General features: G+C 43.3%; 14 protein-coding genes and 3 pseudogenes. 7 read left to right on the forward strand and 10 right to left on the reverse strand.

Going from position 1 to position 15,125, the window contains the following annotated elements; all coding sequences use genetic code 11:
• Positions 1-6 precede the first annotated feature (6 nt).
• Positions 7-1,011 (reverse strand): SDR family NAD(P)-dependent oxidoreductase, encoded by a 1,005-nt coding sequence (locus SC79_RS12030; protein ID WP_039075239.1) that lies wholly within the window; start codon positions 1,009-1,011, stop codon positions 7-9.
• 465 nt (positions 1,012-1,476) lie between these two features.
• A pseudogene (locus SC79_RS12035) lies at positions 1,477-1,714 on the reverse strand (cardiolipin synthase); the annotation flags it as partial.
• A gap of 51 nt (positions 1,715-1,765) precedes the next feature.
• Here SC79_RS12035 and SC79_RS20615 point away from each other — a divergent pair.
• Positions 1,766-2,124: pseudogene (locus tag SC79_RS20615) on the forward strand (DUF5392 family protein).
• Positions 2,125-2,228: 104 nt separating this feature from the next.
• On the opposite strand, the pseudogene SC79_RS12040 reads toward SC79_RS20615, so the two are convergent.
• The 3 genes and pseudogenes from SC79_RS12040 to SC79_RS12050 all read right to left on the reverse strand — a co-directional run bounded on the left by SC79_RS12040 (position 2,229) and on the right by SC79_RS12050 (position 5,255).
• Positions 2,229-4,017: pseudogene (locus SC79_RS12040) on the reverse strand (N-acetylneuraminate synthase family protein).
• A 231-nt stretch (positions 4,018-4,248) separates the two neighbouring features.
• Positions 4,249-4,767, reverse strand: coding sequence for a DUF5362 family protein (locus SC79_RS12045; protein WP_039075241.1), 519 nt, complete (start codon positions 4,765-4,767; stop codon positions 4,249-4,251).
• Positions 4,764-5,255 (reverse strand): GNAT family N-acetyltransferase, encoded by a 492-nt coding sequence (locus tag SC79_RS12050; protein ID WP_082022687.1) that lies wholly within the window; start codon positions 5,253-5,255, stop codon positions 4,764-4,766. The genes SC79_RS12045 and SC79_RS12050 overlap by 4 nt, the downstream gene beginning before the upstream one ends.
• A 139-nt stretch (positions 5,256-5,394) precedes the next feature.
• Here SC79_RS12050 and spoIIQ point away from each other — a divergent pair, with 139 nt between their 5' ends.
• Entirely contained in the window at positions 5,395-6,267 is an 873-nt protein-coding gene (gene spoIIQ, locus SC79_RS12055; protein ID WP_010328881.1) for a stage II sporulation protein spoIIQ, read from the forward strand.
• Between the two features lie 83 nt (positions 6,268-6,350).
• Positions 6,351-6,788, forward strand: a complete 438-nt coding sequence (locus tag SC79_RS12060) for a VanZ family protein (protein WP_039075243.1) — start codon at positions 6,351-6,353, stop codon at positions 6,786-6,788.
• 24 nt (positions 6,789-6,812) lie between these two features.
• Here SC79_RS12060 and SC79_RS12065 read toward each other — a convergent pair whose 3' ends face one another.
• The 3 genes from SC79_RS12065 to amtB form a co-directional block, all read right to left on the reverse strand.
• Entirely contained in the window at positions 6,813-7,394 is a 582-nt protein-coding gene (locus tag SC79_RS12065) for an undecaprenyl-diphosphatase (protein WP_039075244.1), read from the reverse strand.
• A gap of 175 nt (positions 7,395-7,569) precedes the next feature.
• The gene (locus SC79_RS12070; RefSeq protein WP_010328878.1) at positions 7,570-7,920 is read right to left on the reverse strand and encodes a P-II family nitrogen regulator; all 351 of its coding nucleotides are present in this window, start codon (positions 7,918-7,920) and stop codon (positions 7,570-7,572) included.
• Between the two features lie 11 nt (positions 7,921-7,931).
• Complete coding sequence (amtB, locus tag SC79_RS12075) at positions 7,932-9,146, reverse strand: ammonium transporter AmtB (RefSeq protein ID WP_039075245.1); 1,215 nt, start codon at positions 9,144-9,146, stop codon at positions 7,932-7,934.
• A 786-nt stretch (positions 9,147-9,932) separates the two neighbouring features.
• Between amtB and pucI the strand changes: the two genes are divergently transcribed.
• Entirely contained in the window at positions 9,933-11,405 is a 1,473-nt protein-coding gene (gene pucI / locus SC79_RS12080; RefSeq protein WP_039075246.1) for an allantoin permease, read from the forward strand.
• 276 nt (positions 11,406-11,681) lie between these two features.
• On the opposite strand, the gene SC79_RS12085 is transcribed toward pucI, so the two are convergent.
• Together SC79_RS12085 and SC79_RS12090 are read right to left on the reverse strand one after the other, a co-directional pair.
• Positions 11,682-12,872 carry an MFS transporter gene (locus SC79_RS12085; RefSeq protein ID WP_039075247.1) on the reverse strand — a complete coding sequence of 397 codons (1,191 nt, stop codon included), beginning with the start codon at positions 12,870-12,872 and terminating at the stop codon, positions 11,682-11,684.
• A gap of 15 nt (positions 12,873-12,887) precedes the next feature.
• Complete coding sequence (locus SC79_RS12090) at positions 12,888-13,307, reverse strand: MarR family winged helix-turn-helix transcriptional regulator (protein WP_039075248.1); 420 nt, start codon at positions 13,305-13,307, stop codon at positions 12,888-12,890.
• Positions 13,308-13,529: 222 nt separating this feature from the next.
• On the opposite strand from SC79_RS12090, the gene SC79_RS20620 reads away from it, so the two are divergent.
• From SC79_RS20620 to mbl, 3 genes are all read left to right on the forward strand, one after another.
• Positions 13,530-13,640 carry a protein usd gene (locus tag SC79_RS20620; RefSeq protein ID WP_082022679.1) on the forward strand — a complete coding sequence of 37 codons (111 nt, stop codon included), beginning with the start codon at positions 13,530-13,532 and terminating at the stop codon, positions 13,638-13,640.
• Positions 13,641-13,654: 14 nt separating this feature from the next.
• Complete coding sequence (spoIIID, locus tag SC79_RS12095) at positions 13,655-13,936, forward strand: sporulation transcriptional regulator SpoIIID (protein ID WP_010328872.1); 282 nt, start codon at positions 13,655-13,657, stop codon at positions 13,934-13,936.
• Between the two features lie 180 nt (positions 13,937-14,116).
• Positions 14,117-15,118, forward strand: coding sequence for a cell shape-determining protein Mbl (mbl, locus tag SC79_RS12100; RefSeq protein WP_003227776.1), 1,002 nt, complete (start codon positions 14,117-14,119; stop codon positions 15,116-15,118).
• The last annotated feature ends 7 nt before the right edge of the window (positions 15,119-15,125 follow it).

Here is a 15,125-nt window from a genome sequence, read left to right on the forward strand (position 1 = left end):
TCCAGATTAAATGAGGTTTTGCGATTTTAATAATGTCAGGACTTCTCCTTTTGACATTTGCTCCTGATCATTTGAACTATAAGTTCCTTCAGTTGCTTTTTTTGCTTGAGTATAATGATTTTTTTTCCCGAATGCTGAAGGAATCACAAACATTTCAGGCAGCTCAAAAGCCATAGTCGATTCATCATGCGTCATCAGTTCTTCATACATTTTTTCTCCGGGGCGCAGCCCGATCTCTTGTATTTCAATTTCATCAACATTCAGATTGTGATTTTTGCATGTTTCTTCAACAACGACTGACACTAAGTCACGCAGTGAGATCACCGGCATTTTTAATATGAAAATTTCTCCGCCTTGAGATTCTTTAAGCGCACTAATTAATAATGACGTCGCCTGATCCAATGTCATCATAAAGCGGTTCATGTTTAAATCCGTCACAGTCACTTTTTTTTGCTTTAAGATTTGTTCTGTAAACAAGGGAACTACGGAACCCCTTGAACCCATGACATTTCCAAATCGAACACAAGAAAAAACCGTCTCGGCTCTTCCCTTGCTGTATTGTGCAGCGGAAATTAATCTTTCAGCTGTGAGTTTTGTTGCGCCATATGCATTCGTTGGTGAGATTGCTTTATCGGAACTTGTAAAAACGACTTTTTTCACGTTTTGGGCAACGGCTGCTTTGATGACATGATTGGTTCCTATAATATTTGTCAGGACCGCTTCATAGGGATTGTATTCACAAGCGGGAACATGCTTCATGGCAGCAGTATGGAAGACGTAGTCAATGCCGTCCATTGCATGTAAGACCCGGTCATAATCTCGCACATCTCCTATTAAAAATCTAATATCCTTTCTTGGCCCGATTTCGTTTTCTAGCATAAATTGTTTATATTCATCCCTGCTGAAGATTCGCACAACCTTTGGCTGGTCCTTAAGAATTTGTTTTAGCAGGCTTTTTCCGATGGTACCTGTTCCGCCAATTATGAGTATCTTTTTGTCTTTGAAAAACACAAGTATATTCACTTCCTTTTTCTTAAATGGATGGAAAAATGTCAGATATTGAAGTATATGCTTATAACAAGACGCTGTGTTTACTCTCGCCTAAGCGGATTCAACTATTATTTTAAAAGCCATAAAAAAGTAGAAATGAAGGGCAATATTGTAACAGGATAGCGTGGGGAGGAGGAACAGCTGTTGAGTGGTCTAAACGTATACAAAATAGAAACAAATGCTTTGTCATCATAGAAAACGTATAACAGTCTGTCTGGAATCGTTTCCAACATCTAAGGTCGAGGGATACTATACAAAGTATGTCACACTGAAGAGCGTGCCTGGATGAATGACAATAACGCAGAGAATTTGAGGAGAACATGAAAAAGGCATGAGTCCGGTTCAATACCGAAACCACGCCTCTCTACTACTCAAGTCTGTTTTTTTGAGGTCGACCCCCCACACCTTTATTCAAACACCGGATCATCCTCTATAAATATAATATTGTAAGTGGATATGATCCTTAGCCATTTCAATGTCATACAGCAACCGCTGAAAACGTATCCCGACCATCTGTAATGACGTCAACCGAATTATTCTCTGTAAACACCGCATGGTTATTCATGATCATCATATAAATTAAATCTTTGTTATCAAAGGTCGCCCGGTTGTTAAACTGAAATTGCTTGTTTTGTAAATCTTCTAGCTGCTGCTTTTCAATTCCGTGTCCATTAAAACAGAAATGCAAACAATTCAAAAGGTTGTACAGCCTTTCATGAAAAAACGTCATTTACCGTTTTCTTGCGATTCCGCTTGTGCATTTTCTCTCTTTAATTTAGCAGCTTTTCTATTTCGCGCTTCAGCTGACAGGGAGTCCCTGATCAGCGCGGGCATATTCGCCCTTTTGGCGGCGCTTGGGCTGCATTTTTCAAAAAAGCAGGCTGTCAGCATAAACAAATCCAAAAACCGGTTCACATCTATATGATGAACATGAACAGGATTAAAAAGAGCGACATCATTTTAGAAGAGCGGAAAGACTCCTACACGCGACAGATTAAGGAAGAACCTTCTGCGATTCGAAGTTTTGTGGGATTTTTGACAGCGGAGACAGACGCAAGAAAATGCATTAAATAAGAATTCCACTCGAAATATTGGGATTTGTCTGACAGTCGGGCGTTTTATTAGACAATAGGGATATGGGCAGTTTAAATAAATATGTCATCGTTTTTAGCGAGATATTATTTGTTCTCCGCTGGCAACAACGTTGCTTTGTTGATTTCCTCCACTAGAGATGACTGATCGATCCATTTGGTTGACACATCTTGATTTATTTTTGAAATATGTTGGTTTGCTGATAAATAATCTCTTAGCCGGCTGAAATAGAGCGGTTCGTTTTTGACATCCAGGTTTCGATATATTTGTTCAAACAGCTCTAGGTCTTTAGGTTCATCCAGAGTTAAACGCCAAGATGGATAATGGAGTTCTTCTGGCAGGCTGACGTGATTGATGGAAAATAGGGAAGGGTTGTTTAAAAATAAAAGAAAGATATTCTGTATGGGTTAACGGTTTTGGCTGCTGCACAAGCCGCTGAAGGGCTTCAACAGTAATGACATTACCGGAAATCCCTGCTGAACTTGAAAATTCCTGAGTATAATCTGCCCCTTTTTGCAAGTGCTGATCAATTAAATATTGAAGCACTTCAGGTGAAACCACTGGGCAATCACCTGTTACACGGATAATTATATCGGCTTTTGTTAGAGCTGCGGCTTCAAGCATTCTTTCTGCCACATTTTCGGGGGCGCCTCTCACGATTCTGACCTTTCCGTTTAGAGTGAAAGCTTCAAGTGGGTCGTCTTCAGGAAGATTTGACGTTGCCAATACAACTTCATGAACACCAGGGACAGCCAGACAATTGATCAGACAGCGCTCAATAGATGGTATTCCGTAAATAGGGAGCAGCGCTTTTTTCGGCAAACGAGTCGATTTTAGCCGGCATATGACTGCAATAGCAATTGTTGGACTTTTTATTTCGTTGGGTGTAATTGGTTGGTTTAACGATAAATCAGCAGTTGCTACTTGAGGAAATGCGTCCTCGGCTTGTAAGGGCATTAACGCATTCTCATTTCCGCATCTTTTGGAACTCGTTTTATCCAGTGTAATGATTTCTCCTTTTTTAATTTCCCGGTTGGCTGTCACACGTAATGATGAATCATGCAAATACTTTCTTTCGGTTGCATTTACTTCAAGTGAGCCAGCAGCTATTTGGGCCTGCTGGAGCTTTTCCGCCATCAGTTTGAATTCGTTTGGCTCTAGGGAAGAATAATAATCAAACCCTTTAGCTGCCCGATGTAGGGTAATATGTTTTTCAATAACAGCTGCCCCTGAAAAAAATGCATAGACTGGAAGGTCGGCAGCAAGTGGGTGTTCTGCGTCAATGTGATCAGCAAATCCAATTTGAACCTTGTATCTTTTTTGTAGATGTTGTATTCGTTTTAGGTTAATATCCTCTAATTTTGTCGGATACCCTTGAAATCCGTGCATGAGAATGAGCTGATTTGCCATATGTTGTTTTACAAGCGACATCATCTGATCGATCTCTTCTTCGTACCACCCGCCAACTCCGATGAGCACAGGCTTCTCTGTCATACCGATCGTTTTCATGATTTCCGTGGATTGAAGGATGGTTGTTGGAAGCTTTATGCCATCAATATCATTCTGCAGGTGCAAAAAGAGCTTTGCCCCCCATGAATCGAAAATATCCACCCAAATTTCTAATCCAAGTCTTTTTCCATAAGAGATACAATTTTTCCATACATCTTCATTCAAAAACAGCTCGATATACGACTCATAAGCGAAAAAACACGGTGTTGCAAGACAGTCATACTTGAACCACTGAAATTTCACACCATCTGCTCCGCTTTCTGCGGCAGCCTTGATGAGAGCTTTAAGGTTCTCCTCTTTTCCTTGATGGGCGTTTGCGATTTCAGCAATGACTATTACTTTTTCCGGTAAGCTGTTATTTTCCACATGTCTCACTCCTTAACGATATTGAGACAATCCTGCATTAATACAAAATTAGCAGGAGTCACTCCTGATTGAAAACTCTTTCTTTTATTGAATTATATGCTTTATAAAGGACTCGGTGTTTACGCCAGCCTGCTTTGATTACATGTATAAAAGAAAAATAGGCAAATAAAAAAGCATGGTTCCGTCTTATATGGAACACATGCCTCGTTTTGTCTGCATCAATTCAATGGCTTATTCAAACACCGGATCATCCTCATAGTAATAAGAATCCGGATCTTCATATGTGTCGGTGCTTTCATAAGCGGCAATACCGATAATCACGAATATGAAAATGAGCATAGCGATCCCAATCAGGGCCGAAATAATACTGGATGCAGCGTAAAACAACTGCATCTTTATAAACTTTCCGTAATTCTCAAGCATGTTTTCGCCAGCGCTGCCGGCAAGATTTCCTTCGGCTTCCGCGGCTGCTTTTGCTGAACGCATCAGAAAGACGCCTGAAATAATGAGCAGTACGCCCGGAATGGCGCCGATCACTGTCATCAAGGTAGACAGTGTGGCAAGCGATCCCATAACGATCAGCAAAATGCCTGACACTTTGCCCCACTTGGCGATGTCTGATAGCGACTTGACAGCAGAGGCACTCAGCTGGCGGCTCTTACTTTCCTCAGCCGCAATCTCCTGTTCGACGGCATCATTTCCTTCGTTCTGATGTTCAATCTCGTTTTCATCTTTATCCAGACTAATCATGATAGCTCTCTCCCTAAAATTTTTAAATCGTATCTTTTGCCGTCCATTTCGGCGATGCCGGGGAATAGTCCCCATTCCGCAAACCCGTGCTTTTCAAACAGCTTCAAGCTTGGTTTATTATGTCCGAAAATGAAGGCCATAAGTGAACGGATTCCAAGTTTCGGCGCAATGCGAAGCGCTTCCTTGAGCAAATACGATCCGACGCCTTTGCCGCGGCATGCTTCGTCAATGTATATGCTGACCTCCGCTGTTTTATTATAAGCGGGCCTTCCGTAAAATGTTTCAAAGCTGATCCAGGCAGCAACGTTCCCGCTTCCGTCTTCGGCAACATAGAGCGGCCGCGACTCTGTATGCCCCAAAAACCACTCCATCCTGTCTTCGGGTGTTACCGGCTCTGTATCGGCTGTTACCATTCTCGAAGCAATCGTTGAATTATAAATCGCAACAACAGCCTCCAGATCTTTATGTTCAGCAAGACGCAATGTCATGTTCATACATTTTTGCACTCCTCTCAAAAAAGTCACATATTTTCGTATCAGCCTGCGCAAACTACATGTAAAAAAATTTTTTGTATAGGTGTATATATTTTCAGAAAAGTGTTCAGAATGTTGCTGAGGTGATGAAACAATGAGAGAGGAAGAAAAGAAAACTTCTCAAGTCAAAAAACTTCAGCAGTTTTTTCGTAAACGCTGGGTGTTCCCTGCAATTTACTTAGTCAGCGCGGCCGTCATTTTAACAGCTGTCCTTTGGTATCAATCTGTATCAAATGATGATGTAAAGGATCAGTTGGCTGATAACGGCGGAAACTCCGCATATGACAACAACGACGATGCAGTTGAAGTAGGAAAGTCAATGGAAAATGTCGCTATGCCGGTTGTTGATTCTGAAAACGTATCTGTTGTGAAAAAGTTTTATGAAACCGATGCCGCAAAAGAAGAGAAAGAAGCAGCACTCGTTACCTATAATAACACGTACAGCCTTAGCAAAGGAATTGACTTAGCTGAGAAAGACGGAAAAGATTTCGATGTTTCTGCTTCTCTAAGCGGTACGGTTGTCAAGGCTGAAAAAGATCCGGTGCTGGGATACGTGATTGAAGTTGAACATGCCAATGGCTTATCAACTGTGTATCAATCTCTTTCTGAAGTAAGTGTTGAGCAAGGTGACAAGGTAAAGCAAAACCAAGTGATCGGAAAGTCTGGCAAGAACTTGTACAGTGAAGACAGCGGAAACCACGTGCATTTTGAAATCCGTAAAGACGGAGTCGCCATGAACCCGCTGAACTTTATGGACAAGCCGGTTTCTTCTATTGAAAAAGCTGCAGCAGCAGAAGAAAAAGCTGCCGCTGAAGAAACAGAAGAATCCATTCAGCAATCTTCCGAGAAAAAGGATGGAGCAACTGAAAAAGGAACAGAAGAAAAATCCGATGAGAAAACGGATGATTCAACTGACAAATCTGGTTCTAAAGAAAGCAGCACAACAGAAGACACTGAACAATCTTAATGTAGAAAACGTCTATCCGTGTGATAGGCGTTTTTTTCTGTGTCTTTGCTTATGTCGTTATATATCGTAAAGGAGGTTATATGATGAACCGTCTGTTGCTTGGAGGCTGGACCCTTTTTATGCTGCTTTCTGTCTGTACGGAAAGTTTCAGCGGCATGGTCTTAACGCAAACGGTAGCTTTTCATTTTCAGCCGCGCCCCGACCTGTCTCAATTTTTGGTGATGGATGTTGCTGAGCTTGCTGTACCTGAAGCGTTTATTCAAAAAATCGGGCACGCGTTTTCCTTCTTTGTCCTGACCTATTTGCTGTGGAAACAGCGGTGCGGCATAAAATTGGCTGCGGCCGGCTCATTTGTATTTGCGTTTTTCACAGAAGTTCTTCAGCTCTTCTTCAGCAGGAACGGATGTATGCGGGATGTGCTCATCGATGCTGTTGGAATTGGATTGTTTTGTGGTTTATATGTGTTGGCGAAGCGGAGAAAACATAAGATGCATGAAAAATATGAAAGCCGGCTGTCTTGATTCAGACGCCGGCTTTTGTCTTTTCTAGAAATTTTGATCGGTTGGTTTTTTCGTCAGTTTATTGATGATGGCTTCATAGATTCTCACAATCGAATCGACCAATGGGCGAAGCAGATCTGAAAATCTAAAGAACAAGAACCCGATAATGATGGAGACAACGAGGCTGCCTAATACATCTACCGGATAGTGATGCCCTACCCAAATTCTTGAAAACCCTGTCAATAGCCCGAAAATGACAAGCGGCCAGCCGATCTTGCGGTTTCTGAAAAGCATCGCAATCGAAATCGCTAACGCGCCTGTTGTATGGTCACTCGGAAATGAAGCATCCGCATCGTGCGGAATCAGTGTATGCACAGTGTGCGCGACGAACGGGCGCGGTTCGAAATAAACTTGTGAAATCAAAAAGTTGATGATAAGACCCGCAATTCCTGTAAGGCCCGCGTAAAGCACATTTTTTCTGTTTTGCGTGTTCCCGAACACCCAGATAGCCAGCAAGATGAGAGCATAAGCGAGAATGGCATATTCCGTTATGAAGACCATAATGGAATCGAGAACCGAATTGTGATGAGATAGTCCATGGATGGCTTTAAATAGTTCGTAATTCAAATAATCACCTTTTGCATTTTTTATAATAGACCCATTATACTCATAAAAAGTTTCAAATCAATAAAGAATTTGCCGGAAATTGTGATGCTTGAAGAGAATTCGAAGGGGAAACAGTCTTTCTGGGGGATTCTATGCAAAAAAAGAGATCCGGAATTCCGAATCTCTTCAAAAACGATTACAGTGCGTCAGGTCCTTCCTCGCCGGTGCGGATGTTGATTGTATTGCTGATTTCATAGACAAATATTTTCCCGTCGCCGGGTGAACCCGTTTTCAGGACTCTTTTAGCGGTCTCAGTCACTTGATCAACAGGGACCTTGCTGACCACAATTTCAATTTTTAAACGCTCGTATACATTGCTTTCTATTTTTACCCCTCGATAGAGCTCCGTATGCGCTTTTTGAAGGCCGCAGCCGTGAACATTGGAGAAGGTCAGAGAGGTCACTCCGATTTTTCCGAGTTCCTCCTTCAGCTTTTCGAAATTTGCCGGACGCGTTACAATTTCCACCTTGAACATTTGACCGCTCATAACGTCACTCCTCACATAGTATCTTGATATGCTTTTTCCCCGTGCATCGTTAAATCAAGCCCAAGTGATTCTTCTTCTTCGGTTGCGCGAAGGGGAAGGAAGAGGCCTACAATTTTAATGATAACGAATGTGACTATAAATACAAAAACGTAAGTGGCGACGATCGCTACGATTTGTTTCCAGATTAAGCTTGCATCACCGTAAAATAATCCATCCGCACCCGCTGAATTAACAGAGGTTGTCGCGAATAATCCTGTTGCGATGCCGCCCCATGTGCCGCCGATGCCATGCAAGCCAAAGGCGTCGAGTGCGTCATCGTATCCGAATTTCTTTTTGAGCGAGAAAACGCCCCAGAAACAAACCGCACCGCCTATGATGCCGATTATAATAGAAGCGAACGGGGTGACAAATCCAGCTGCCGGCGTGATCGCCACAAGCCCGGCAATTGCGCCGGATACCGCTCCGAGCATCGTCGGTTTCTTGTTAATGATCCATTCTACTAAGATCCAGCCGGCAATCCCGGCTGCCGCGGCAGTGTTTGTGTTGATGAAGGCGTACATGGCCACATCATCTAAGGTCAGGGCGCTGCCGACGTTAAAGCCGAACCAGCCGAACCAAATCAAAGCTCCGCCTAAGAAGGTGTAAATGAGATTGTGCGGGGAAGGCGCTGTGCCTTCTTTCCGTTTTCCCAGCACAATAGCAAGAACAAGGCCTGCCACACCGGAGGAAATATGAACAACGTTGCCGCCGGCAAAATCAAGCGCGCCAAGCTGGCCGATCCAGCCGCCGCCCCATACCCAGTGCGCAACCGGTGTGTAAACGAAGGAAGCCCATAAAACAGAGAATAACAGAAAAGCGCCGAATCGCATCCTCTCTGCGAAAGCCCCGGAAATAATCGCTGTTGTCAGGACAGCGAACGTCATTTGGAACATCATAAATAACGAGTGGGGAATGGTATCACTGTAATCTCCCGGATCGAATCCGACCCCTTTCAGACCGGCCCACTCCAGCCCGCCAATGAGTGAATTGCCTGGTGCGAAGGCGAGTGTATATCCGAACAGCACCCATATGATAGAAACAATGGCAATGGAAGAGAAACTGTGCATGGCAGTGCTCAGCACATTTTTGCTTTTTACCATTCCTCCATAAAATAACGCTAACCCCGGTGTCATCAGCCACACGAGTAAAGCGCAAAAGAACATAAAAACTGTATCGCCCATTTGCATGTCTCATTCCTCCGTATCTTTCAGAATTATTATATTTCTTCATTATAGAGAAAAAAGAATGATAAAACATTTTCATGTGAGATTTACTAACATGGTTTTTTGGGGGATATTATCGAGGGATGGAATAACAGCAAATGAACAATTGAAAGATTATAAGACTTTATATCTATAAAAGATGCTATCCATAAGAGCAGAACTGGGAATTTCCAATAAGAAGAAGGTTTTATAAGATACTAAGGAGAGGATCGAGATGACCAAAGGCGGCAGGTTCAGGAGAGCTCGCAGCCAGTGACGGTCCGATTATTATTTTTAGCCTTTCATTTTTTCGTGTACGGTCTGGCTCAACGCCTGAAATCGAGGCAGCTGCTGGGAAGAAGGTTGGCATTGCGTAGACATTTTTCTAGAATTCTCATGTTTACGAACTGTTCATAGATTTCGTGAAATCATTGCGGCGGTCTTATTTTAATCCCGCGAACAGCTGTATGAGGGGCGGTTGTATGGATGCGATTATTGTGAACGATGATTTGGTTAACGATTGTTTGACATTTTACGCAGGCTCTTAGTGCGTTATGAATGGCAATGTGCTTTGCGGGAAAACTCATCGTGAGAAAAGAGACTGGCGCTAGGTCTGTCTTTTTTCTTGTTTAAGCTGTTCAAATAGAAATAGGAAAATTGTATATCATAGCCAATGTTATTGTCTGACTTTTCAGTTATATTAGGTGACATCAAATGTCAGAAAACTGAACATGTGACGAAAAACAGACAATATTGAAAGGGGAGCCGGCTATGACATTAAAAACGAGCCAGCATCAATCCAACAAACTGAGCAATGAAGATCTGCTGCCTTTAGGACAGGAAAAACGGACATGGAAAGCAATGAACTTTGCCTCTATTTGGATGGGATGTATACATAATATACCGACCTACGCGACGGTGGGCGGATTAATTGCGATCGGCCTCTCGCCTTGGCAGGTGCTGGCGATCATTATTACAGCTTCGCTTATCTTGTTTGGCGCTTTGGCTTTAAACGGCCACGCGGGGACAAAATACGGGCTGCCGTTCCCGGTAATCATTCGGGCTTCTTACGGAATATATGGCGCGAATATCCCGGCGCTGCTCAGGGCGTTTACAGCGATTATGTGGCTAGGCATTCAAACCTTTGCCGGAAGCACGGCGCTGAATATTTTGCTTTTGAATATATGGCCAGGCTGGGGAGGAATTGGCGGCGAGTGGAACATTCTCGGCATTCACTTGTCTGGTTTGCTTTCTTTTATATTCTTTTGGGCCATTCATTTGCTTGTATTGCATCACGGCATGGAATCGATTAAGCGTTTTGAAGTATGGGCAGGTCCTTTAGTGTATCTGGTATTTGGCGGCATGGTATGGTGGGCTGTCGATATTGCCGGAGGATTGGGGCCGATCTATTCCCAGCCGGGAAAGTTCCATACGTTTTCAGAAACATTCTGGCCGTTTGCCGCCGGGGTTACCGGCATCATCGGCATCTGGGCGACATTAATCTTAAATATCCCCGATTTTACACGGTTTGCTAAAACGCAAAAAGAGCAAGTCAAAGGGCAATTTTACGGCTTGCCGGGAACCTTTGCGCTGTTTGCGTTTGCCAGTATTACAGTGACCTCAGGTTCTCAGGTTGCTTTCGGCGAACCGATTTGGGATGTTGTGGATATTTTGGCGAGGTTTGATAACCCATATGTCATCGCATTGTCCGTGATCACACTCTGCATCGCCACGATCTCTGTAAACGTCGCGGCGAATATCGTATCGCCCGCTTATGATATAGCGAATGCCCTGCCGACATATATTAATTTCAAACGCGGCAGTTACATCACGGCACTGCTCGCTTTATTTACGGTTCCGTGGAAGCTGATGGAAAGTGCGACAAGCGTATACGCGTTTCTCGGCTTAATTGGCGGTATGCTTGGTCCGGTGGCAGGCGTGATGATGGCTGATTACTTTATCATTCGCAAACGGGAGCTCTCGATAGATGATCTGTATTCCGAAACAGGGCGGTATGTGTATTGTAAGGGCTACAATTATCGTGCGTTTGCAGCCACGTTTTTGGGTGCGCTGATCTCACTGATTGGCATGTATGTTCCTGCTTTGAAGAGCTTATACGATATTTCCTGGTTTGTAGGTGTGCTGATTTCATTTCTTTTCTACATAATTCTAATGCGTGTTCACCCGCCGGCATCATCTGTGATTGAAACGTTTGAACCGGGGCAGGTTCGCCAAGCTGAATAAGAAGTTCTGCGGTATATTTTCGCTTTTGTGATTGTTTTAGATAGCGATTCTAAAACATTTTAACGTCCAGTGATTACAGATTATTTATCGCAAATGAAGGCGCAATACGGTGAATCATAACGAAGCACCGTAAGAAAGCACCCTATAATATTACGTTAGTTCCTGAGGCCAGACATTGAATAATATGAGATAAGCGGTGTTCTCTCCCGTTCAACGGAGCAGGACGCCGTTTTTTTGATATGAAAAAAGACTGCCGGATTTCCGGCAGTCTCAGCATTATTCTGCAATAGACACTTTTCCTTCAGTCTTAGCAGGTTGTTTCTGGCTCCACGTATAGAGAAGCAGCGCAATCAGAACAAACAGCCCCGCTGATAAATAAATGGCAGAGAAGCCGGCAGACGCTACAAACAATCCGAACACATACGATCCTACAGCAATTCCGCTGTCAAAGAAGGTAAAGAAAGTTGCCGTCGCAAACCCTGAGCGGTGAGCCGGAGATTTCTGGATCGCCAATGTTTGCATGCAGGGAACGATTGATCCGTATCCGAGACCGATAACGGCTCCTGAAAGCAGAAGCATCAAGCCGCTATTTGTGAAGGACAGCATGCAGAGCCCCACTGAGAAAATCAAGATTGATGGGTAAATGACAATGCCCGGTCCGACTTTGTCGAACAATTTCCCTGTGAACGGGCGTGCGATCATCATTGTCACCGCGAAGCAAACAAAGAAATATCCGCTGACATCCGAAAGATCAACTGATTTGGCGAATACAGACAGATATGATGTAACAGTTGAATAACAGAAAGAAATGAACAAACCGACCGTCGCAATCTTTAGAGCGCCTTTTTCAAACATATCCGAGAACGAAAAACGGAATACAGTTGTACCGCTGTCTTTGCTTTGCGGCACTTTTATCAAAAATGAAACAAGCAAGCCCGCAACCATAAACAGCGCAAAGGCTGTAAAGAATACAGGGAAGCTTACCACTCTCATCAAATTCAGGCCAAGGAAAGGCCCGATCGCCATAGCGAGGTTCATGGACATGGCAAAGTATCCAAGCCCTTCTCCGCGCCGTTTGGCGGGAATGATGTCCGCAGCAATCGCACCTGTAACAGTCGTTAAAATGCTGAACCAAATCCCTTGGAAGAATCGCAATCCGAGCAGCAAGGGAAAGTTATGAATCGGCATATACAGAAAAGACGATAGGGCGAATAACGTCATTGATACAATCGCCATTCTTTTCTTCCCGAAGCGCTCAACAATGGCTCCGGAGAAAGGCCGTGTAATGATTGCTGACAGAAGGAACAGGCTGATTAAAAGCCCGCCCTGTGATTCTGTGCCGCCAAGTTCTTGAAGCGTATAAATCGGCAGTACGGTTAAAAATGTATAAAAGAACACAAACACAAATAAATTGACAAGCAGGACCATAATAAAATCTTTGGTCCATATCGCATCCGCTTTTTTCAAATGTATGTCACTTCCCTATTTTGATTGTTGTAAAAACTTGCGAAATAAATGAGAAAAAGCTTCCTTATCTTCATCCCGGAAATCCGCAAGCAGCTCTTCCTCGAATTTCAGCATTTTCACATTGATGTCTTCGTATTTTTTTTCAGCTTCTTTTGTGAGGACAACAAGTTTCTCCCGTTTGTCTTCACCTTGCTGTCTCTGTACCCAGCCGTTTTCTTCAAGGCGTTTGATCGTCCGTGTCACAGTGGGCGCCTCCACATTTAAATAGGACCAAATCTCTTTTTGAGTCATTGGTCCGATCGTGCGCAAAGAATATAAAACTGACCATTGAGAGGAATAAAGGCCAAATGGCTCCAGCTGTTCATTGGCTTTCTTGGCAATCAGGCGGGCGCTTTGGTTGATTTGATGAATGAGGTTTCTGTTGACGTAGGTCATGTCGGTCTCCTTCTAAAAAACTTACCTAAGTAACTAATTGCTTTTTCATTCTACAGGAGGGGTGGATGAATGTAAAGATAAAAATGTAGTGACACGAAATAGTTTGCTGAGCTGAAAAAGTTTGTTGCACCCCTTGTCCTTATTGAGTTTTTAGCATATTCCCAAAAGAATGCTAATACACTGTTACAAACCTAACAAAGAGAGTGTTTGAGGTGAGGGATCGTGGGCATATTTCACAAACTTACTTTTAAAACCATACAACGAAGAAGCGGCATACTGTACGACTCTTTACAGAATACGGATCTCATTTCACACTTCTCACATCCATTTTAGGGAGGTCGAGTGGTGTGCACGATTACATCAAAGAGCGAACAATCAAGATAGGAAAGTACATCGTGGAGACAAAGAAAACCGTTCGTGTCATTGCGAAGGAATTTGGTGTTTCCAAAAGTACAGTACACAAGGATTTGACAGAGCGTCTGCCTGAAATTAATCCTGACTTGGCAAACGAAGTGAAGGAAATACTCGATTATCATAAATCCATCAGGCATTTAAGAGGAGGAGAAGCGACAAAATTGAAATATAAAAAAGATGATATCCTTGAAGGTGAACCTGTTCAGCAACCATAATGACCTGCTTTCATCAAGTTGGCGGTGTCTTCCCTGAAATCGTTCATAAAACATCCGCAAAAATTTGTAAAGAACTTAATGTGCTTCCAACTTTTTTTCTATATTTTATGATAATATATATAATTAGGGCACAATGTGGATATTTACTGTGAAACAGATTTTCAAGGAGGATATAAATAGATGTTTGCAAGGGATATTGGTATTGACCTCGGTACTGCAAATGTACTGATCCATGTTAAAGGTAAAGGAATTGTTCTGAATGAACCTTCCGTAGTTGCACTTGATAAAAATAGCGGCAAAGTGCTGGCGGTTGGCGAAGAGGCAAGACGAATGGTTGGACGTACACCTGGGAATATTGTTGCGATTCGCCCGCTGAAAGACGGAGTTATCGCTGACTTTGAAGTAACAGAAGCAATGCTGAAGCATTTCATTAACAAGCTGAATGTAAAAGGCCTGTTCTCAAAACCGCGCATGCTCATTTGCTGCCCGACGAATATTACATCCGTTGAGCAAAAAGCAATTAAAGAAGCTGCAGAAAAAAGCGGCGGTAAACATGTGTACCTTGAAGAAGAACCTAAAGTTGCCGCTATCGGCGCGGGTATGGAAATATTCCAGCCAAGCGGTAACATGGTTGTAGACATTGGAGGCGGGACGACGGATATCGCGGTGATTTCAATGGGCGATATTGTCACCTCCTCTTCTATTAAAATGGCTGGGGACAAGTTTGACATGGAAATCTTAAATTACATCAAACGCGAGTACAAACTGCTGATCGGCGAACGTACTGCGGAAGATATTAAGATTAAAGTCGCAACGGTTTTCCCAGACGCACGTCACGAGGAAATTTCCATTCGCGGACGGGACATGGTTTCCGGTCTTCCAAGAACCATTACAGTAAACAGTAAAGAAGTTGAAGAAGCCCTTCGTGAATCTGTCGCTGTTATTGTGCAGGCTGCGAAACAAGTGCTTGAAAGAACACCGCCTGAACTTTCCGCTGATATTATTGACCGCGGCGTTATCATTACCGGCGGAGGCGCGCTCTTAAACGGCCTTGACCAGCTGCTGGCTGAAGAGCTGAAGGTGCCGGTTCTCGTTGCTGAAAATCCTATGGATTGCGTAGCCATCGGCACAGGTGTCATGCTTGATAATATGGACAAGCTTCCTAAACGCAAACTAAGCTGATTTCACA

This window comes from Bacillus sp. MSP13, from assembly GCF_000815295.1.
In the GTDB taxonomy this organism is placed as follows: domain Bacteria; phylum Bacillota; class Bacilli; order Bacillales; family Bacillaceae; genus Bacillus; species Bacillus vallismortis.

Excerpts from the sequence above, each read along its gene's own strand:
- SC79_RS12070 (WP_010328878.1), bottom strand. The coding sequence starts at position 7,920 with ATGAGCGGTCAAATGTTCAAGGTGGAAATTGTAACGCGTCCGGCAAAT.
- spoIIQ (WP_010328881.1), top strand. The coding sequence starts at position 5,395 with ATGAGAGAGGAAGAAAAGAAAACTTCTCAAGTCAAAAAACTTCAGCAG.
- SC79_RS12090 (WP_039075248.1), bottom strand. The coding sequence starts at position 13,307 with ATGACCTACGTCAACAGAAACCTCATTCATCAAATCAACCAAAGCGCC.
- amtB (WP_039075245.1), bottom strand. The coding sequence starts at position 9,146 with ATGCAAATGGGCGATACAGTTTTTATGTTCTTTTGCGCTTTACTCGTG.
- mbl (WP_003227776.1), top strand. The coding sequence starts at position 14,117 with ATGTTTGCAAGGGATATTGGTATTGACCTCGGTACTGCAAATGTACTG.
- SC79_RS12060 (WP_039075243.1), top strand. The coding sequence starts at position 6,351 with ATGAACCGTCTGTTGCTTGGAGGCTGGACCCTTTTTATGCTGCTTTCT.
- pucI (WP_039075246.1), top strand. The coding sequence starts at position 9,933 with ATGACATTAAAAACGAGCCAGCATCAATCCAACAAACTGAGCAATGAA.
- SC79_RS12050 (WP_082022687.1), bottom strand. The coding sequence starts at position 5,255 with ATGACATTGCGTCTTGCTGAACATAAAGATCTGGAGGCTGTTGTTGCG.
- SC79_RS12045 (WP_039075241.1), bottom strand. The coding sequence starts at position 4,767 with ATGATTAGTCTGGATAAAGATGAAAACGAGATTGAACATCAGAACGAA.